Raw genomic sequence first — 18551 nt, forward strand, 5'->3', positions numbered from 1 at the left:
GCTCTGCGGCGGGTATGTCACTCGACCTCCCCCATGGTCATCCGTACGACAGCCAAGTATCGCCGCAGGGACCGACGTTCCGCACCGGCCTTCACTGGATCTCGCGGGGATCTCAGTGTGCGCTGTTCATATATACGTGCGGGGCAGGTGTTCGGTTCCTCGGACCGGCGGCCCGAGGAACCTCTTACCCGGGGGTCCGGCGGGGGACGGTCAGGAAGCGCTGCCGCAGCCGGAGAAGGTGTCGCTGGTGCGGGCCAGGTAGATGCTGGCACCGCCCTGGCCGTCGCTGAGCAGCGGGACGGTCAGGGTGTCGTCGGCGGTCCAGGGGTAGCCGTTGACGTCGAAGGTCCAGGTGCCGGTGACCTTCGTCGCCAGCTCCGACAGCGCGACCCAGCCGTACTGCGCCGGCGGCACGCTGATGGTGAGGCTGTTGCCGAGTTCGTCGGTCAGGCTCTGGGTGACCTTGCCGCTGATCTGCGTGCTGATCTTCGCGGTGACCGGGGACGCGCCGCCGGTGCCGAGGTCGGTGCCGAGGCTGAAGCCCAGCTCGGACTGCCAGCCGGTGGTGCGCTTCATGGAGAACGTCCACGGCACCGCCGCCGCCGTGCCGTTGTACCAGACGGGCGAGACGCACTGCTGCGGCAGCGGCGCGGCCGGGGCCTGGACGAGGGTGCGCCAGGAGCAGCTGGAGGTGTCCTTGACGCAGCGGGCCGCCGCGTGGTCGACGGCCGACGCGACGGCGGCCGCCTGGGCGCTCGCGGGCAGCCGCCACTGCTGGGCCTGGCTGCCGTTGCAGCCGTAGGTGTCGGTCCAGGCGTCGTTGTACTGCGCGTTGTACCAGACGTCCAGGCACTTGTCGTCCTGGGTGTTGCGGACCATGAAGGCGCCGGAGCCGCCGGCGACGGGCTGGAAGTACCAGCGCTCGCCGCTCCGGCCGTCGCAGGGCTGCTGGGTGAGCGGCAGCCCGGCGGTGGCGCACTTGCCGGTGGCGTCGTTGACGAGAGTGAAGGAGCCGTCCGTGCCGAGGTTCGCGCTCCACTTCTGGTGGTAGCCGGGGGCGCTGTTGGTGACGAGGAAGACGCCGTCGCCGGTGTTGCCGTTCTGGACGTCCAGACCGCGGCCGTTGCTCACCGAGGTCAGCGTCAGGCTCGTCAGCTGGGCCGGGTCGGGGGCGGTCGCGGCGCTCGCGGGGGCCGCCGTCCCGGCGGTGACCCCCACGAGCACCGCGAGCGCGCCGAGCCCGACGGCGGCCGCGCGCCGGGCCCGGAGCCATCGGGATATGGGCTGGTGTTCCACGGGCTGTCCTTTCACCGGTTGCCAAGTCCCGGGGAAACTAGCCGCGCGGGTTCCGGCGCGGCGCGCGATCCCGGCGATCGCCCGGATAAACCGCCCCTTTCCCGTCATCGGTCCTTTCCGGACACCTCCCAGTGCGCGCGCGCCCGCGCCAGGGCCTCGGGGCCGGCGGCCAGCCGGTCCAGGCCCAGCAGGGCGGCGCCGAGCACCGGGCGGGCGCCGACGACCCGGACCCGGGCCTTGGGCGCACGGGCCGCCAGCCGGGCCCGGACGCCGTCGTCCAGCCGCGGGTGCCCGGCGGTGAGCACGCTGCCGCCGAGCAGCACCGGGGCGTCCTCGTCCAGCAGGTCCAGGCGGGTCAGCGCGACCGTGGCCATGACCGTCACCTCCTCGGCGAGCCGGTCCACCAGCGCGCCGGCCACCGGGTCACCGCCGGCCGCCGTGGCGAACAGCACCGGCGCCAGCTCGCCCCGGCGCTCGTGCGCGATGTGCTCCAGGTGCAGCGCCTCGATCAGCGCGTACATGGAGGACAGCCCGAAGTGGGCGGGCAGGGTGCGGGCGAGCGCCGTGGCCTCGCCCCGCCCGTCCGCCGCGCGTGCCGCGTGCCACAGCGCCTCCTCGGCGAGGCCCCAGCCGCCGCCCCAGTCACCGGAGATCCGGCCGATGGCCGGGAACCGCGCGGTACGGCCGTCGGGCCGCATCCCCACGCAGTTGATGCCCGCCCCGCAGACCACCGCCACCCCCAGGGGCTCGGCGACGCCCGCCCGCAGGATCGCGAAGGTGTCGTTGCGGACCTCCACCGAGCCGCCCCAGCCGCGCTCGGCCAGCGCGGTCGCCAACTGCTCCTCCTCCACGGGCAGATCGGCGTTGGCGAGACAGGCGGAGACATGGGTGACCCGGGCGAGCCCCGCCTCGGCGAGCACCCGGCGCACCGGTTCGGCGAGCGCGTCGAAGGCCGCCGTCACACCCACCGCGGGCGGCCGGAAGCCGCCGCCGCGGGCCGTGGCCAGCACCCGGCCCGCGGTGTCCACCACGGCCACGTCGGTCTTGCTGTTGCCCGCGTCGATGGCGAGCACGCTCGCGGTGCCGGTCGAGGTCAGGCCCACGCGAGGTGCTCCCTGTTGTGCGCGATCAGTCTGTCGGTCAGCGTGTCGGCGTACGCGTACTGGCCGATCAGCGGATGGGCGAGCAGGGCGCGGAAGACCCGGTCCCGGCCGCCGCGCAGCGCCGCCTGAAGGGCCAGCTCCTCGTACGCCGTCACGTTCGCGATCAGGCCCGCGTGGAGCGGGTCCGGCTCGGGGACCGGCAGCGGGGCGGGGCCGGTGGGCCCGACCGCCGCCTGCACCTCGATCACCGCGTCGTCGGCCAGGAAGGGCAGCGTGCCCTTGTTGAGCGTGTTCACCACCTGGTACGGGCTGCCCTTGCCGCCGAGCAGGGCCGCGGCCAGGTCGACGGCGGCCTCCGAGTAGTAGGCGCCGCCGCGCCGGGCGAGCAGCGCCGGCTTCTCGTCCAGGGCCGGTTCGCCGTACATCTCCAGCAACTCGCGCTCCATCGCGGCGACTTCCTCGGCGCGGGAGGGCTTGCCGCGCATGTCGCGGACGACCTCGTCGTGGGCGTAGTAGTAGCGCAGGTAGTACGAGGGGACCACGCCCAGGCGGTCCAGGAGGGCGCGGGGCAGGCGCAGGTCGTCGGCGATGGCGTCGCCGTGCTCGGCCAGCAGCTTCGGCAGCACGTTCGCGCCCTCGGGGCCGCCGAGCCGCACGCTGGTCTCCCAGGTGAGGTGGTTCAGCCCGACATGGCAGAGATGGACGTCGGCCGGCGCCACCCCGAGGTGGGCGGCGAACTTCCGCTGGAGGCCGATCGCCACGTTGCACAGGCCGACCGCGCGGTGCCCGGCGTGCAGCAGGGCGCGGGTGACGATGCCGACCGGGTTGGTGAAGTCGATGATCCAGGCGCGCGGGTTGGCCCGGCGCACCCGCTCGGCGATGTCCAGCACCACCGGTACCGTGCGCAGCGCCTTGGCGAGGCCGCCCGCGCCGGTGGTCTCCTGGCCGACGCAGCCGCATTCGAGCGGCCAGGTCTCGTCCTGCTGCCGGGCCGCCTGCCCGCCGACGCGCAGCTGGAGCAGGACGGCGTCGGCGCCGTCGATGCCCGCGTCCAGGTCGGAGGTGGTCACGATCCGGCCGCCGTGCCCCTGCTTGGCGAAGATCCGGCGGGCCAGCGCGCCCACCGGTTCCAGGCGTTCGGCGGCCGGGTCCACCAGCACCAGTTCCTCGACCGGCAGGGTGTCCCTGAGCCGGGCGAAGCCGTCGACGAGTTCGGGGGTGTAGGTCGAGCCGCCGCCGACCACGGTGAGTTTCATACAGAGATCAACCCTTCACTCCGGTGAGCGTGACGCCTTCGACGAATGCCTTCTGGGCGAAGAAGAACACGAGGATCACGGGGGCCATGACCAGCACGGTCGCGGCCATGGTGAGGTTCCAGTCGGTGTGGTGCGCGCCCTTGAAGGACTCCAGGCCGTAACTGAGCGTCCAGGCACCGGGGTTCTCGGAGGCGTAGATCTGGGGGCCGAAGTAGTCGTTCCAGGCGTAGAAGAACTGGAAGAGGGCCACGGCGGCGATGCCGGGCTTCGCCATCGGCAGGACGACCCGGACCAGGGTGCGCAGTTCGCCGCAGCCGTCCACCTTGGCGGCGTCGACGTACTCGTCCGGGATGGTCGTCAGGAACTGGCGCAGCAGGAAGATGGAGAACGCGTCGCCGAACGCCATCGGGACGATCAGCGGCCACAGCGTCCCGGACAGGTCCAGCTGTTTCGCCCAGAAGAGGTACATCGGGATCACGACGACCTGCGGGGGCAGCATCATCATCGAGATCACCAGCATCAGGGCGAGACCCCGGCCCCGGAAGCGGAACTTGGCGAGCGCGTAGGCGACCGGGATCGAGGACACCACGGTGAGCACGGTGCCGAGACCGGCGTAGACCAGGGTGTTCTTCCACCAGGTGAGAAAGCCCGGGGTGTCCAGGACCTTGCGGTAGTTGCCCCACTCCCAGGTGTGCGGGACCAGGTCCCGGCTCAGTGCCTGGCTGTCGCTCATCAGCGAGGTCAGCAGCAGGAACACGAAGGGCAGCACGAAGAAGAGGGCGGCGGCGACGCCGAGGGAGTGCACGGCGATCCACCGGAGCAGGGCCCGGCGGCGCGCGGCGCGGTCGCCGGGGGTCTCGCCCGCCTTCGGCCGCACCGGCTGGTCGAGTACCCGGGTCAAGGTCGGTCACCTGCCTGGATCAGTCCGCCCCGGCGCCGCATCAGGAGCGCGGTGAACGCCATCGACAGGGCGAAGAGGACGAGGGCGACGACACACGCGGAGCCGTAGTCGAAGCGCTGGAAACCGAGGTTGTAGACGAGCTGGGGCAGGGTGAGCGTGGACTTGTCCGGGTAGCCCGGCTCGAACTGGGTGCCGGCGCCCTGGATCACCCCGGAGGCGACCTTGCCCGCGATCAGCGGCTGCGTGTAGTACTGCATGGTCTGGATGACCCCGGTGACCACGGCGAACATCACGATGGGGGAGATGTTCGGCAGGGTGATGTACCGGAAGCGCTGCCAGGCGGAGGCGCCGTCCAGCTCGGCCGCCTCGTACTGCTCGGCCGGCACGTCGAGCAGCGCGGCCATGAAGATCACCATGAGGTCGCCGACGCCCCACAGCGCCAGCAGGGTCAGCGCCGGCTTGGACCACGTGGGGTCGCCGAACCAGCCCGGGGCCGGTATCCCGATCCTGCGCAGGATCGAATCGACCGGCCCGGTACCGGGGTTGAGGAGGAAGGCGAAGGCCATGGTGGCCGCGACCGGCGGGGCGAGGTAGGGCAGGTAGAACAGGGTGCGGAAGACCCCGGTACCCGTCTTGATCTTCGTGATCAGCAGTCCGATGCCCAGCCCGAACACCACGCGCAGGGTCACCATCACCACGACCAGCCACAGGGTGTTGCGCAGGGCGGGCCAGAACAGCGGGTAGTGGGTGAAGACGTAGGCCCAGTTCTTCCCGCCGCTCCAGACCGGCGGCCGGAAGCCGTCGTAGTGCATGAAGGAGAAGTAGAGCGTCGAGACCAGCGGGTACGCGAAGAACACCGCGAAGCCGATCAGCCAGGGCGACAGGAAGCCGAGCGTGCGCAGCGCCGCGCGGCGGCGCTTGGCGGCGTAAGTGACCGCGGCCATCGGCTAGTCCGCCTGCGCGATGTCCGTGTCGATCTGCGCGGCGGCCTTGCGCAGACCGGCGTCCAGATCCCTGACCTTGCCGCTCTCGTAGTCGTACCCCAGCTGCTGGACGGTCACCAGGTACTGGCCGCCGTTGACGGAGGGCGGGGTGGTGGTGGAGCGGGGGTTCGCGGCAATGTCCAGGAAGGTCTTGAAGCGTGGCTCGTACGTGAGCTTCGGGGACTTGAGGGCGGCGAGGGTGGAGGGCACGTTGTGGATGTCGTTGGCGAAGCCGACCACGGCGTCCGTGTCCGTGGTGATGTACTTGACGAACTCCCAGGCGGCGTTCTGTTTGTGGCTGGTGGCGGCGATGCCCGTGACGGTGCCGGTGATGTACCCCTTGCCGTACTGGTCCTCCTGGCCGTCCGGCACGGGCAGCGGGGCGACGCCGATCTCGAAGTCCGGCTCGGCCGCCTCGGCCATGCCGAGCCGCCACTCGCCGTCCAGCTGCATGGCCACCTGGCCGGTGTGGAAGGGGTGTTTGGGGCCCCACTCGTCGCCGAGGGTGGACCGGAACCGCTCCAGCTTCCGGAATCCGCCGAGTTCGTCCACGAGCCGCTTCTGCAACGCGAACCCCTGCCGGAACGCGGGGTCCTTCGCCACCCGCGACTTCCCCTTCTCGTCGAAGTACGTCGGGGAGAACTGGGCGAGGTAGTGCTCGGTGGTGGTCTCCCAGCCGTGGTAGTCCGGCATGAACCCGAGCTGTTCGTAGGAGTCCCCGGCCGGAATCGTCAGCTTCTCGGCGTCGGTCTCGAACTCGCTCCAGGTCCTGGGCGGCCGGGCTATGCCGGCCTTCTCGAACGCCGTCTTGTTGTAGTACAGCCCGTACGCGTCCCCGAGCAGCGGCACGGTGCACCGGTTGCCGTCGAAGCGGGTGTACTCGTTCATCGCCCTGGGGAAGGTCGTGGCCGCGTCGATGCCGTCCTTCTTCAGGAAGGGGTCCAGATCGACGAGCGCGCCCGAGGAACAGAACCTGCCCACGTTGTTGGTGGTGAACGAGGAGACGACGTCGGGGGCCCGGTCGCCGCCGGCGCGCAGCGCCTGGTTGATCTTGTCGTCGGTCATGTCGCCGACGACGCGTACCTGGATGTTGGGGTGCGCCTTCTCGAAGCCGGCGACCAGGGACTCGACGGCCCGCACCTCGTTCGGCGCGCTCCAGGCGTGCCAGAAGGTGATCGTCGTGTCTTTGGTGGGGTCGTCCGTGGCGCCCGCGCCGGACTGCCCGGTGCACGCGGCGCCGAGCAGCACGACGGAGGCGGTCAGGGCGAGCACGGCTTTTCCGCCGGCTCTGCGCGTCGCTGGGGGCATGGCGGGGTCTCCCGGGGCGGGTAGGGAAGGGGAGGACGCGGTGCTTGAGGAAAGGCTTTAGCGCGAGGTGTCGAACACCTCGTCGCGGGTGGTGGCGAGCGCGGCCTCCAACGCACCGCGCAGCACCGGGTGTTCACGGATGTCGCCGAGGACGAGCCGGGGGCGGGCCGCGGCCAGCTCCTCCAGCTCGGCCTGGACGAGGGCGCGCAGCACCTCGCCGCCCGCGGTCAGGGCGGAGCCGCTGAGCACGACCAGCTCGGGGTCGAGGACGGAGACCAGCGCGGCGAGACCGGTGGCGAGCCGGGTCGCGTAGGCCTCCAGCAGCGCCCGGTGCGGCCCGCCCGCGTGATCGGCGGCGCGCGCCAGCAGCTCCGCGGCGACCTCGGTGTACGGCCCCGGCGGCACGTCCGGGACGCCGAGCGCGCGGGCCAGCTTCGGCACCTCCTGGGCGCCGGCCAGCTCCTGGTAGCCGCCGCTGTTGGCCCGGGTCACCTGGCGCACCAGGGGCGTGCCCGGCACCGGAAGGAAGCCGACCTCGCCGGCGCCGCCGGTCCAGCCGCGGTGCAGCCGGCCGCCGAGGACCAGGGCGGCGCCGAGGCCCTCCTCGTTCCACAGCAGCACGAAGTCACCGTGGCCGCGGGCGGTGCCCAGCCGCTGTTCGGCGAGGGCGACGAGGTTGACGTCGTTCTCGTACTCGACCGGCATCGGCAGCGCGGCGGCCAGCTCGTCCAGCAGCGTGGGGGAGTGCCAGCCGGGCAGGTGCGAGGCGTACCGCAGCCGACCGGTGTTCGGGTCGAACGCGCCGGGCGTCCCGATGACCACCCGGTGCACGTCACCGCGCGCGAGGCCGGCCGCCTTCACGGCGCCGTCGAGGGCGTCGGTGACCTGCCGCACGACGGGCTGCGCGGGGCGCCGGCCGGGGGTGGGCAGCTCGTACTCGCCGACCGTGCGGCCGGTGATGTCGGCGACGGCGGCGCGGATGCGGTCCGGGGTGACGTCGAGCCCGGCGGCGTGGGCGGCGCGCGGGTTCACCGCGTACAGCTGGGCGCTGGGCCCCGGCCGCCCGGCACTCGTCCCGGTCACCCGCACCAGCCCGGCCGCCTCCAGCCGGGCCAGCAGCTGGGACGCGGTGGGCTTGGACAGTCCCGTCAGGTTCCCGATCCGGGTCCGGGACAGCGGCCCGTGCTCCAGCAGCAGATCCAGTGCGGCCCGGTCGTTCATGGCGCGCAGCACGCGCGGGGTGCCCGGCGTACCGGCGGTTCCTGCCATGGGGGTCGCCACCTGCCTCACTGTTAGGAAACTTTCCTATTTCGCCCGAACGTAAGCCCGGTGCGGAGGAGGCGTCAATACGCGGGAGCTGTGAGGCAACAGAGTCGTTACCTCGGGGTCGCGGAGGGCGTGTCAGTCGGCGACGAGGAAGGGGCTGGTGTCGAGGGTGGGGTGCGGGGCGGGTGGGGGGAGGGGGTCGCCGAGGTCGACTTTGGTGTCGTTCGCGTAGTACGCCTCTACGGGGTTGTCACCGGGAAGGGACGGTCCGGTGTAGCAGTGGGCCGTCCTCGTCTCGCGGTTGATCAGGACGTAGACCGGAATTCCGGCGGCGGCGTAGGTGGCCAGTTTGGCGCCCGTGTCGATGGCGTGGTTGGACGACGTGACCTCGCCGACCAAGGCGATCATGCCGATCGGGTACCAACCCTTGTGAACCCTGAGATATGAGCTGTCCAGTTCGGTCGGCTCACGGCGCAAGATGTAGAAGTCGGGGATCACCAGTGCCATGGTGCTGCCGTCTTGGTGGGCCGCGCGGAAGCCCATGCCCATACCCGCCAGATCGAGTCCGGCCATGTGAAGCTGGAAGGTGAGCTTGACTGCGCCCTTGCTGTGGTTGTAATCCGGCTGCGGCGGCACGATGACCGTCCCCTCGACGTACTCGGGTCGAATCGGCGCCACCGACGCCTTCTCGAACGCGATCAGCAGATCGATGGGGTCCTGCGTCATCATCGGCTCCACGAGAGGTCCGGCGCTCATCGCTCGTTCTCCTTGTCGCATCGATGCCAGGCTAAGCCCGCTCCGGGCGCCCCGGCAGAACGATGGGGCACCCCGAGCGCCACCGCGCCGGAATGCCCCACCCATCACTCGAACGAGCGTGCTGAACCGTTCCCCTACTTCCGCGGCGGAGCCGTCCGCTGGGTGGTGATCGGTGTCGCCGCCGCGGACTGCGGCGAGTCGGCGTTGGAGAAGGCGGAGGGGGCGGCCACCGCGGCGGTGGGGTCCGGGGTGTCCTCGACGTCCTCGACGGCCGTCGCGCCGCCGACGATCCGGATGCTCGCCGCGTCGAAGGCGCGCTTGACCCGCCAGCGCAGCTCGCGCTCGACCGTCACCGACTTGCCCGGCATGGTCTTGGCCGACAGGCGCACCACCATCGAGTCGATGAGGACCGAGTCCAGGCCGAGGACCTCGATCGGGCCCCACAGCAGCTCGTTCCAGGGCTCTTCCTTGCTCATCTTCTCGGCGACCTCGTCCAGCGTCGCCTTGACCCGGTCCAGGTCCTCGCTCGCCCGCACGGTCACGTCGACCCCGGCCGTGGCCCAGCCTTGGGAGAGGTTGCCGATCCGCTTGACCTCGCCGTTGCGGACGTACCAGATCTCGCCGTCGGAGCCGCGCAGCTTGGTCACGCGCAGCCCCACCTCGATCACCTCGCCGGTGGCCACGCCCGCGTCGATCACGTCACCGACGCCGTACTGGTCCTCCAGGATCATGAACACGCCGGAGAGGAAGTCCGTGACGAGGTTGCGCGCGCCGAAACCGATCGCCACACCGGCCACACCGGCCGACGCCAGCAGCGGCGCCAGGTTGATCTTGAAGGTGGACAGCACCATCAGCGCCGCCGTGCCCAGGATCAGGAAGCTCGCCACCGAGCGCAGCACGGACCCTATCGCCGCCGAACGCTGCCGCCGCCGCTCCGCGTTGACCAGCAGCCCGCCCAGCGCGGTGCCGTCCACGGCCTGCGCGGTGCGGGCCATCCGCTCTATCAGCTTGGTGATCGCTCGCCGCACCACCGCGCGCAGCGCCACCGCCACCACGATGATCAGCAGGATCTGCAGACCCATCGCGAGCCAGGTCGACCAGTTCTCCTCGACCCAGCTCGCCGCGTTCGTGGCGCTTTCCTGGGCGTCCTGGAGCGTCGGTACGGCCGGCGCCGTACCGGACGGCGACGGGGACGGCGACGCACCGGCGGCCGTCAGGAGCACGGGCAAGGACGACACGGCAGGTACCTCCAGGTGCTGCACGTCCGCGCCGGCGGGGCGGTCAAGGGCTGCGAGATCACGAAAGGACCACCGGTCGGACAGGACCACCACACTAACGGGGCATTGTGTGTGCCCTTGGCGGATCCGCCAAGGAGGGGCGCAGGAGAGACACGGCTCACGCCGGCTTGAACAGGCCATGAACCGGGGGATGAATCACCTGTGGTCGAAAACACTCCCAGCCCGTTACCGGGACATGGTGGCGCCGCCACCAGGCATGAGGGGAGACTGGCTGCAGATCGTCCCGGCGCGAGCCACGCGCCGCCGACGCCCAAGGAGGCACCCGTGCCGCATGTCCTGGTCCTCAACGCGTCGTACGAGCCGCTCGGCGTCGTACCGCTCCGCCGCGCGCTCGTCCTCGTCCTGGAGAACAAGGCCGTCTCCCTCGAGGAATCCGGCGCCTATATGCACAGCGCAACCGTCACAGTCCCCGCACCCAGCGTGGTCCGGCTCAAGCGATTCGTCCGGGTCCCCTATCGGGGGCCCGTACCTCTCACCCGTCGTGCGCTCTTCGCGCGGGACGGGGGCCGGTGCATGTACTGCGGTGGCGTCGCAACCAGCGTCGACCACGTCATCCCGCGCAGTCGCGGGGGCAAGCACGTCTGGGACAACGTGGTGGCCTCCTGCCGCCGCTGCAACCACGTGAAGGCCGACCGCCACCTCGTCGAACTGGGCTGGCGCCTGCGCCACAAACCGGCCCCGCCCACCGGTCTGGCCTGGCGCATCATCGGCACCGGCCACAGGGACCCGCGCTGGCTGCCCTACCTCCAGCCGTACGGCGCGGACGACGCCATGGCCCGGATCGACGGCATCTCAGCCTGACGATCCGGGCCTTCGCGCATCCGCGGGCCGTACGGCCCCGGGAGCCCGCCGCGCCCCCGGGACCGTACGGCCGCGTCCGCGCCCCCGGTGAGGTGCACGTCAGGCGTACCGCAGCTCCGCGGGGCGCGCCGAGCGGCGCAGCAGCGGCAGCGCGGTGGCCGCCGCCGCGAGACAGCAGCCGTACACGAGCACCGGCACCAGCAGGGCGGCGTACGGCACGACGACGCCGGGACCGGTCAGCGCGGCGTACCAGGTGCCGATCGCCATGCCCCCGGCGCCCGCCAGCACCACCGCGGGCAGCAGCGGCAGCGCGGTCTCCAGCAGCAGCGCCCGGCCGAGCACCGCCCTCGGCACCCCGGCGGCGATCTGCGCGGCCAGGGACCGGCGGCGGTCCGCCAGCGACTCCGCGGTGCCGACGGCGAGACCGCACAGGGTGATCGCGAGCGCGACGAGGACCGCGGCGCCCGCCAGGGCGATGCCCGTGGTGTAGAAGGCCATCGGCATGCCGAGCCGGTGGTCGCGGCGCATCCGGTGCAGATCGGCGAGGAGCGCCTGCCGTACCCCCACGAAACCGGTGCCCACCACCGTGACCAGCAGCACGGCCGCGTGGGTGCGGGCCGCGGCCCACGGGTCGTCGCGCAGCCGTTCCGCCGCGATCAGCGCCGCCGCCGTGCGGGCCCGCCGGGCCACCAGCCGGCCGGCCAGCCGTGCCGTGCCCCCGGCCAGCCACACCGTGCCCGCGCCGACCGCGACGACCAGCGCGCACACCGCCAGCGGCAGCCGGCCGCGCGCGCCGCAGACGGCGGCGAGCACCGACAGCAGGACGAGCAGCAGCCCGCCCGCGTACCGCGCCCCCCGTCCGCCGCGCGGCCGCACCCGGCGCACCCAGCCCAGCGGGGAGGCCACCAGCCGGCGCAGCGCCAGTACGGCCACCGCCGTGCCCAGCACCGGCACCGCGAGGGCGACCAGCGCCAGGCCCGCCCAGCCCGCCGGCGCCGGGGCGCTCCACAGCCGGGGCAGGACCATGGCGGACGCGGCGGTGGCGAGCAGCGAGCCCAGCAGACAGGCCGGGCCGGTCTCCAGCGCGGCGATCCGGCGCACCTGGGCCGGGGTGGCACCGGCCAGCCGCAGCCCGGCCAGCCGGCGGTCGCGGTGCACGGCACCGACGCGGGCGCACTGGCCGAGGAAGCCCAGCACCGGCACCAGCAGGAGCAGCAGGGTGAGGACCACCCCCGCGCGCTCGCCCGGCCGGTCCAGCAGACCGCCGCCCACGGAGACGTGGTACTGCCCCCGCAGCGAGCCCAGCGCCACGGCGGTCTGCGCGATCCCCGTCGCCGACGCGGCCCCGGCCGCGGTCAGCGCGGCCCGCCACCACTCCCGCCGGTCCGCGCCCCGGCCGAGCCGCCAGGCCAGCCGCGCCTCGGCCGCCATCGCGCCGCCCGGCGCCCGGCGCGTCACGCCGCCACCTCCGCCGGCAGCACCAGACCGTCGCTCAGCCGCACCTCGCGGTCCGCGTACGCCGCGACCTGCGCGTCGTGCGTGATCAGCAGGACCGCCGTACCGGCCTCGCGGGCCGTGCGCGCCAGGGCCGTCATCACCTGCTCGCCCGCCAGCGAGTCCAGGGCCCCCGTCGGCTCGTCCGCGAAGACGACCTCGGGGCCGGTCACCAGGGCCCGGGCCAGCGCCACCCGCTGCGCCTGCCCGCCGCTCAGCTCGCCCGGCCGCAGCTCCTCCTGGCCCCGCACCCCGAACCGCTCCAGCCACTCGCCCGCGCGCCGCCGGGCCTCGGCGCGGGAGGCCCCGGCCAGCAGCAGCGGCAGCCCCACGTTGTCCACCGCCGTCAGCTCCGGGATCAGCTGCCCGAACTGGAAGACCACCCCGAAGTCGGTGCGGCGCAGCTCGGTCAGCCGCTGCTCCGGCAGCCGGTCGAGCCGCTGCCCGGCGTACGTCACCGAGCCCTCGTCCGGCCGGACGATCCCGGCCAGCAGGTGCAGCAGCGTGGACTTGCCGCTGCCGCTCGGCCCCGTCACGGCGAGGATCTCGCCCGCCCCCAGCGCGATCGAGGCGCCGCGCAGCGCCGGTGTCCTGCCGTGCGCCTTGACCAGGCCCCGGCCCGCCAGCAGCGGCGCCGGGGAGCCCCCGTCGTCCGTCATCGTGTCCCCCCTGTGGTTCATGCGGTGTCGACCTCCGCGGTCAAAGTGGTCAGCCGGGCCGCCGTGGTGTTCATCCAGCGGAGGTCGGCGTCGAGGTGGTTCAGGGCGTAGTCCGCCGAGAGCACGGTCGCCAGATCGGCGCCGGGGTCCGTCTTCACCGCCGTCAGCTCCCGCATCCGCGCCTTGTGCGCATCCTGCTGGGCGCGCAGGTAGGCGGCCGGATCACCGCCGGCCAGGATGGAGACGACGACCTTGGCGAAGATCTCGTTCGCCACGAAGGGCGCGGGCGGCGCGATCTCCCCGGCCCACCGGGCCAGTTCCCGCGCCCCGGCGCCCGTCGACCGGTACAGCGTGCGCTCCGGGCCGCCGTCCGCGTCCGTCCCCTCGATCTCCGCGAGTCCGTCCCTGACCAGGCGTTGCAGGGTGGTGTACACCTGCCCGTACGCCAGCGGGCGGGCCTGTGGGAAGCGTTCGTCGTGGCGGCGCTTGAGGTCGTAGCCATGGCTCGGCCCCGCCTCCAGCAGGCCCAGGAGGATGTGCCGGGTGCTCATGGTGATCAGTATGCATCAAGTACATGTACTGAGTGAATAGTGAGTGCGACCGCGTTCACGGGGTAGGGCTGCGATGACCCCCGAAGGCCCGGCCGGCCTGATCCGCGCTCCGGGCCCCAGGCCGCCGTACAGGACAAGGAGGCCCCCGTGGCCGCACCGGCACGAACCCCCATCCCGGCCCAGTGGAAACACGGGCGGCGGGAAGCCGAGCGAAAACCCCTGGTGGAGACGTCTGCGGAGACCATCGAGTCGATGGAGTCCAGTGAGACCGGCGAGATCAGGCTGTACGCGTTCAACGCGGAGGCCGCCGCCACCACCGCGCCGCTGACCAGCGAACCGCCGCTGCCCGACGCCGAGCCCCTGACCAGCGAGCCCCCGCTCGCCGACACCAGCTCCCTGACCAGCGAGCCGGACGCGTACGCGGCGGGGTCGTAGACGAGCCCGGAAGTGGTCCGCGCCGCGCTCACCGTCCGGACCCGGCACAGTCGAGTACGGCTGTGTGAACGACTCGACTCACTGCGGGTGAGTGTGAGGCGCCGCGGTCACCGTGCCGCCGGACTCGTCAGGCGCAGCCGGCCGCGCGGGTCACCGCCGCGCGGAAATCCCGGGCGAGGGCTTCGTCCTCCGACCCGGTCTGGACGAGGGTCTTCCCGCCGTCGCACTCCAGAGTGGCCGACCAGGCGGTGGAGCCGGAGTCGTCCAGCCCGACCAGGTACGGGTCCTGGGTGACGGTGAAGTGCGCCTCGTCGCTTCCGGCGCGGAGCGCGCAGCTCCAGAGCCTGAAGTCGCCCTCGGTCACATACTCCTCGGTGTACTTCGCGGGGACGCCGAAGCCCGGCAGCCCACAGGCCCTCCCGGCGGCCGGAGCGTGCTTCTCCAGCAACCGCGGGGTGGTGCCGGGCGCCTTGAACGACGTCTCGGCGCAGCCGAGTTGACGGGTGAGCGTGACCGCGGCCGTCATCAGGACGTCCGTCATCCGCTTCTGCAGGGCGCCGTCGCGCCAGGTCCTGTCCTGGTCGCCGAGGGTCTTCAGCTGCACGTACGCCGGACCGCCGACGTTCAGCCGACCGGCGCACGAGGCGGGCAGCAGTACCCCCGTCATGCTCTTGTTGACCCAGCCGGGCACGCCGGCGAGGGGCGCCCGGAAGGGTGAGACCCCGGCCACCTTGTCCGCCGTGGCCCAGACATCGGCGTCCCGCGCGGCACCCACGGACAGCCAGAACTGCGGCTGTTTCATCGCGCCGTGTGCGTCGAGACCCGCCCCCACCTGGCAGATGGCGAGACCGGTGCCCTTGAGGTCGCCTTCCTCGGACGCGTACCGGTCAAGGGAAGGCGCGCTCAGCGCGGCGACGTCGTCGCGCTTCAGCGTGCCCCAGCAGAACGTGCTCTGCCGCTTCGCGGAACCCCCGCCGTCCCCGCCGCGCAGTACGGCGACCACCACCCCGGCCGCCACCAGCACCAGGGCCACCGCAGAGGCCACGATGAGTCTCGTCCTGTGCCGTTTCGTCATCCCGCAGGCTTCCCCATGGATCCGACGCCCAAGGTCAGGCCGTCGTTGTACTCGCCCAGGCCGCCCTTCTGCAGTCCTCTTTCGAACTGGCCCGGGTCCTGGTACATCAAATACCACTGGTTCTCGGGCACCTTGCTGTGCACGGCGCGTTCGAGCATCGCGTCGATCTGCCGGTGTCCGGCGGAGAAGTGACCGGCGAGGTTCTGACGGGTCTCCTTGTCGACCTCGGCGTTGAGGTTGTTCTGGTATTCGGCCGTGCCGACGTCCACCAGGCGCTGGATGGTGTCCCCCGCGAGCGGTATCCCGGTGACCGGGGCACCGATGACGTGGTACTGCATCATCTTGTTCCAGGCATTGACGCTCTTCTTGTCCTCGCCCATCTGGTAGATGACATCCGCGCGTACCGCGTCCATCTGACCGAGCGCCATGTTGGACTGCCCCACGAAGGCCTTCAGTTCCTTGGCGCCGGGCGCGTCCTCCCGCACGAAGGCCTGGCCGTCGTACTTGTCGAGTTCCTGGGCCACGTACGACGTCTCGGCGTCGTGCAGCTTCGCGAAGGCGGTCCCGTCCTCCGCCATCGCGCGGATGACGGGCACCAGGTCCTGGGCCTTGACGTCGAGACCGCTGTAGTCGGTGGGATTCGTGCGGTCCTGGCCGAGGATCTGGTGAACGTCGCCGACGTAGTCGGCCATCATGCCGCCCATCGAGTGGCGCAGCCCCGCGGGCATGCCGCCCGCCGGGTCGCCGGCGATGCCCTGCCCGTACGCGCTGACCACACCGGAGAAGACCGCCGCTTGCGCCGGATCATGGCGGGCCGGGATCGCCGGGGCCATGATGCCCGGCGCGTGCCCTGTGCTCGCTGCTTCCAGGGCATCGCCGAGGTAGTGCCGCGCGGAGCTGTCGATCAGGTCCTGCGGCATCTTGTTCTCGACATCGCCACCGGGCCAGTCGCGCCTCTTGAGGAAGTAGTCGAGATTGTCGTTGCGGTGCGGGTCGAAGTAGGACTCGGCGGCCTCCGGGTTTCGGGCCATGGCCTTCATCAGGCCGCTCATCGGGTCTTCCTGGGTGCCCTTCCAGTTGTCGGCGATCCCCTCGTACGGATGCTTGGTGTGCGTCTCGTAGTCGCGGATCTCGTCGCCGGTGGCGGTCAGCAGGCTGCTGTCGTACACCGCGCTTCCGGATCCCATCAGCTTGGTCAGCAGGCCCAGCCCCGTGGCACCGCCTGCCAGCGAACCGGGGTGCTGGGCCGGCAGGCCGTTGCCCTCGCGGGCCGTCCTGAGGAGTTTCTCCGTCCACTCCGACGGGGTGCCCCCGTTGGGGCCGAGAGGCGAGCCGGGGCGTGTCGCGGTGGCGAGGCTGGTCGACAGGGCCTCCCGCAGCCGTCGTTCGGCCGTCGAGTCCCGGCCGTCCCGGCCGCCGCCGGTCAGCGACTGGGACAGCAGCAGAAGAGCCTCTTGCCCGTCCCGTCCCCGGTAGTCGAGGTTCTTCACCAACTCGCTTGCGAAGACGGGGGAGTTCTTGCCCTTCTCGGTCAGCTCGGCGAGCTGCTTCAGCTCCTCGTCGCTGAGGCTGTCGAGCCGGGAGTACAGCCGCGCTGCCTGTTCGGCGTCCTTCTTGTCCTGGACGGCCTGCTTCTCCGCGGCGACAGCCTGGTCGCGGTCCCCGTAGGCGGAGTCCGCGAAGCCTTCCTCGACGCTGTCCACCAGGGACTTGAGCGCGTGTGCCGCGGTGCTGTCGCTCTCCGTGGCCTTGGTGAGGACCCGCTTCACCTCCTCGCGGAGCAGTTCCTCATCCGTCTCGGTGTGCTCGGGTACCGTCGTGCCCTTCGCGGCACGGTCGGGATGGACGATCATCTGGACGTGGAACATCCCGCAGCCGTCGTCCACAACCGTGAGGTTCTTCTTCCGCGCGTTCTCGATGACCTCTTGGAGGTGGTCGCGGTAGGAGATCAGTTCCTCGCGGGTGTCGCGGAGGATGTTCGCGACGCTCTGCGCCTGGGTGTGGGCGTCGGTGAACTCGTCCGCCGTCTTGGCCACGAACTCCCGGGTCACCGTGGCGTTGACACCGGCCCACCGGGCCCTCGTCGCCTTGGCCTTGAGGTTGTCCCGCGCGTCCCGTTCAAGGGTTTCCAGCCGCTTCGTCAGCGAGTCCCAGTCGGATATCGCCTGGCCGAGCGCGGCGAAGTCCCCGTGCAGCAGCACGTTGAGATCCATCAGTACCCCCGGTGCCGGTCGAAGCCGTGGTCCAGGGTGGAGGTGCTGCTGATCGTGGCGTGGACACGCGCTTCGTCGCCCTTGTGGATCGCCTGGGTGAAGTCCAAGTGCGTGTAGATGTGGACGCAGGCGTCGAGCAGGGACTGCACTTGGTCCACCCACCGGGTGGCCACGTGGTCGAGGGCCTCACCGAGGAGGAACCCCTGGTCCGTCAGCCCGCCGGCGGCCTTCATCGACGAGATGCGCGCGAGATCGTTGCACTGACCGAAGTCCGTGTACAACGAGTAGGCGGCGTCCCCTACGGCCTTCAGGTCCTCTTGGGACACGGTGAGGTCACCGTGTGGGGCCGTACCGCCGCCCCCGCCTGCGGCGACGGCCTGGTTCAGCTGCATTCGGGCCGGAACTCGCTGCCGGGCCTCCGCCTTGAGCTGTTCCCACTCGCCCCACGCCATCTGGACCCCCGTACGAGATGCGACCTGTTCTTTGCTCGATTTTGTTCTTCCTTGACTCTAGGGGATGCGTCTCTTTGACTGAAGGGGGCTTCCTGGTGTGCGTGTTGCCCCTGAGCCGAACGAACTCATCGCTTATCGAAGAGACGTGTTCGCCGACGACCGGATCTCACCGCCGAGCACGAAGTCCTCGAGGTGGTCCGCCCTGGAGAGGCGGGCATGCGAGCGTGACGCGGCTCCGTCGTTCGGGGACGTCTGTGACGGCGCTCGCTGGGTAGGCCTGCCCTGAGTCGTCGTAAGACCCGGCGTCCGACCGGCCGCCCGCCACCATGACCCACAAGGAGGCCCCCGTGGCCGCACCGGCACGAACCCCCATCCCGGCCCAGTGGAAACACGGGCGGCGGGAAGCCGAGCGAAAACCCCTGGTGGAGACGTCTGCGGAGACCATCGAGTCGATGGAGTCCAGTGAGACCGGCGAGATCAGGCTGTACGCGTTCAACGCGGAGGCCGCCGCCACCACCGCGCCGCTGACCAGCGAACCGCCGCTGCCCGACGCCGAGCCCCTGACCAGCGAGCCCCCGCTCGCCGACACCAGCTCCCTGACCAGCGAGCCGGACGCGTACGCGGCGGGGTCGTAGATGACCGGGGCGTCCGCGGACGCGGAACTGAGCCGGCTCGCCGGGCTGCACGGGGTCGCCGTCTCCTAC

18 protein-coding genes are annotated in these 18551 nt (G+C 71.7%); 3 read left to right on the plus strand and 15 right to left on the minus strand.

The window, feature by feature from the left end; all coding sequences use genetic code 11:
• Window positions 1–210: 210 nt before the first annotated feature.
• The 9 genes from FRZ03_RS25990 to FRZ03_RS26030 form a co-directional block, all read right to left on the minus strand.
• The gene (locus FRZ03_RS25990; protein ID WP_186785616.1) at window positions 211–1296 is read right to left on the minus strand and encodes an RICIN domain-containing protein; all 1086 of its coding nucleotides are present in this window, start codon (window positions 1294–1296) and stop codon (window positions 211–213) included.
• 104 nt (window positions 1297–1400) lie between these two features.
• On the minus strand, window positions 1401–2399 hold the full coding sequence (locus FRZ03_RS25995) for an N-acetylglucosamine kinase (RefSeq protein ID WP_146467560.1): 999 nt from the start codon (window positions 2397–2399) through the stop codon (window positions 1401–1403).
• Window positions 2390–3655 carry a 6-phospho-beta-glucosidase gene (locus FRZ03_RS26000; RefSeq protein ID WP_146467561.1) on the minus strand — a complete coding sequence of 422 codons (1266 nt, stop codon included), beginning with the start codon at window positions 3653–3655 and terminating at the stop codon, window positions 2390–2392. The genes FRZ03_RS25995 and FRZ03_RS26000 overlap by 10 nt, the downstream gene beginning before the upstream one ends.
• Window positions 3656–3662: 7 nt before the next feature.
• The gene (locus FRZ03_RS26005; RefSeq protein WP_146467562.1) at window positions 3663–4556 is read right to left on the minus strand and encodes a carbohydrate ABC transporter permease; all 894 of its coding nucleotides are present in this window, start codon (window positions 4554–4556) and stop codon (window positions 3663–3665) included.
• Window positions 4553–5500 (minus strand): carbohydrate ABC transporter permease, encoded by a 948-nt coding sequence (locus FRZ03_RS26010; protein WP_146467563.1) that lies wholly within the window; start codon window positions 5498–5500, stop codon window positions 4553–4555. Before FRZ03_RS26010 ends, FRZ03_RS26005 begins: the two co-directional genes overlap by 4 nt.
• A 3-nt stretch (window positions 5501–5503) precedes the next feature.
• Window positions 5504–6847: an ABC transporter substrate-binding protein gene (locus FRZ03_RS26015; protein WP_186785617.1), complete on the minus strand. Its 1344-nt coding sequence runs from the start codon at window positions 6845–6847 to the stop codon at window positions 5504–5506.
• 57 nt (window positions 6848–6904) lie between these two features.
• The gene (locus FRZ03_RS26020) at window positions 6905–8116 is read right to left on the minus strand and encodes an ROK family transcriptional regulator (protein WP_146467564.1); all 1212 of its coding nucleotides are present in this window, start codon (window positions 8114–8116) and stop codon (window positions 6905–6907) included.
• A 132-nt stretch (window positions 8117–8248) separates the two neighbouring features.
• On the minus strand, window positions 8249–8869 hold the full coding sequence (locus FRZ03_RS26025) for a Uma2 family endonuclease (RefSeq protein ID WP_146467565.1): 621 nt from the start codon (window positions 8867–8869) through the stop codon (window positions 8249–8251).
• A 134-nt stretch (window positions 8870–9003) separates the two neighbouring features.
• Window positions 9004–10107: a mechanosensitive ion channel family protein gene (locus FRZ03_RS26030; protein WP_146467566.1), complete on the minus strand. Its 1104-nt coding sequence runs from the start codon at window positions 10105–10107 to the stop codon at window positions 9004–9006.
• Window positions 10108–10431: 324 nt separating this feature from the next.
• Here FRZ03_RS26030 and FRZ03_RS26035 point away from each other — a divergent pair, with 324 nt between their 5' ends.
• On the plus strand, window positions 10432–10968 hold the full coding sequence (locus FRZ03_RS26035) for an HNH endonuclease (protein WP_070027169.1): 537 nt from the start codon (window positions 10432–10434) through the stop codon (window positions 10966–10968).
• A gap of 99 nt (window positions 10969–11067) precedes the next feature.
• Here FRZ03_RS26035 and FRZ03_RS26040 read toward each other — a convergent pair whose 3' ends face one another.
• The 3 genes from FRZ03_RS26040 to FRZ03_RS26050 are packed head-to-tail and all read right to left on the minus strand — an operon-like array spanning window position 11068 to window position 13672.
• On the minus strand, window positions 11068–12399 hold the full coding sequence (locus FRZ03_RS26040) for an FtsX-like permease family protein (RefSeq protein ID WP_146467576.1): 1332 nt from the start codon (window positions 12397–12399) through the stop codon (window positions 11068–11070).
• A gap of 23 nt (window positions 12400–12422) precedes the next feature.
• Complete coding sequence (locus FRZ03_RS26045) at window positions 12423–13121, minus strand: ABC transporter ATP-binding protein (protein WP_146467567.1); 699 nt, start codon at window positions 13119–13121, stop codon at window positions 12423–12425.
• 17 nt (window positions 13122–13138) lie between these two features.
• Entirely contained in the window at window positions 13139–13672 is a 534-nt protein-coding gene (locus tag FRZ03_RS26050; protein ID WP_146467568.1) for a PadR family transcriptional regulator, read from the minus strand.
• 147 nt (window positions 13673–13819) lie between these two features.
• Here FRZ03_RS26050 and FRZ03_RS26055 point away from each other — a divergent pair, with 147 nt between their 5' ends.
• Window positions 13820–14107 (plus strand): hypothetical protein, encoded by a 288-nt coding sequence (locus FRZ03_RS26055; RefSeq protein WP_146467569.1) that lies wholly within the window; start codon window positions 13820–13822, stop codon window positions 14105–14107.
• 127 nt (window positions 14108–14234) lie between these two features.
• On the opposite strand, the gene FRZ03_RS26060 is transcribed toward FRZ03_RS26055, so the two are convergent.
• The 3 genes from FRZ03_RS26060 to FRZ03_RS26070 are packed head-to-tail and all read right to left on the minus strand — an operon-like array spanning window position 14235 to window position 17721.
• Window positions 14235–15152, minus strand: a complete 918-nt coding sequence (locus FRZ03_RS26060) for a hypothetical protein (RefSeq protein ID WP_146467570.1) — start codon at window positions 15150–15152, stop codon at window positions 14235–14237.
• A gap of 26 nt (window positions 15153–15178) precedes the next feature.
• Entirely contained in the window at window positions 15179–17395 is a 2217-nt protein-coding gene (locus tag FRZ03_RS26065; protein WP_146467571.1) for a DUF6571 family protein, read from the minus strand.
• Entirely contained in the window at window positions 17395–17721 is a 327-nt protein-coding gene (locus FRZ03_RS26070) for a hypothetical protein (RefSeq protein WP_315902667.1), read from the minus strand. The genes FRZ03_RS26065 and FRZ03_RS26070 overlap by 1 nt, the downstream gene beginning before the upstream one ends.
• A 473-nt stretch (window positions 17722–18194) precedes the next feature.
• Between FRZ03_RS26070 and FRZ03_RS26075 the strand changes: the two genes are divergently transcribed.
• A complete protein-coding gene (locus FRZ03_RS26075; protein WP_146467569.1) occupies window positions 18195–18482 on the plus strand; it encodes a hypothetical protein in 288 nt (95 codons plus the stop codon).
• Window positions 18483–18551 lie beyond the last annotated feature (69 nt).

It is taken from the genome of Streptomyces misionensis (assembly GCF_007896895.1).
GTDB lineage: Bacteria > Actinomycetota > Actinomycetes > Streptomycetales > Streptomycetaceae > Streptomyces > Streptomyces misionensis_A.

Coding starts and splice junctions, on each gene's coding strand:
- FRZ03_RS26000 (WP_146467561.1), bottom strand. CDS start 3,655: ATGAAACTCACCGTGGTCGGCGGCGGCTCGACCTACACCCCCGAACTC.
- FRZ03_RS26010 (WP_146467563.1), bottom strand. CDS start 5,500: ATGGCCGCGGTCACTTACGCCGCCAAGCGCCGCCGCGCGGCGCTGCGC.
- FRZ03_RS26015 (WP_186785617.1), bottom strand. CDS start 6,847: ATGCCCCCAGCGACGCGCAGAGCCGGCGGAAAAGCCGTGCTCGCCCTG.
- FRZ03_RS26020 (WP_146467564.1), bottom strand. CDS start 8,116: ATGGCAGGAACCGCCGGTACGCCGGGCACCCCGCGCGTGCTGCGCGCC.
- FRZ03_RS26025 (WP_146467565.1), bottom strand. CDS start 8,869: ATGAGCGCCGGACCTCTCGTGGAGCCGATGATGACGCAGGACCCCATC.
- FRZ03_RS26040 (WP_146467576.1), bottom strand. CDS start 12,399: ATGGCGGCCGAGGCGCGGCTGGCCTGGCGGCTCGGCCGGGGCGCGGAC.
- FRZ03_RS26045 (WP_146467567.1), bottom strand. CDS start 13,121: ATGACGGACGACGGGGGCTCCCCGGCGCCGCTGCTGGCGGGCCGGGGC.
- FRZ03_RS26050 (WP_146467568.1), bottom strand. CDS start 13,672: ATGAGCACCCGGCACATCCTCCTGGGCCTGCTGGAGGCGGGGCCGAGC.
- FRZ03_RS26065 (WP_146467571.1), bottom strand. CDS start 17,395: ATGGATCTCAACGTGCTGCTGCACGGGGACTTCGCCGCGCTCGGCCAG.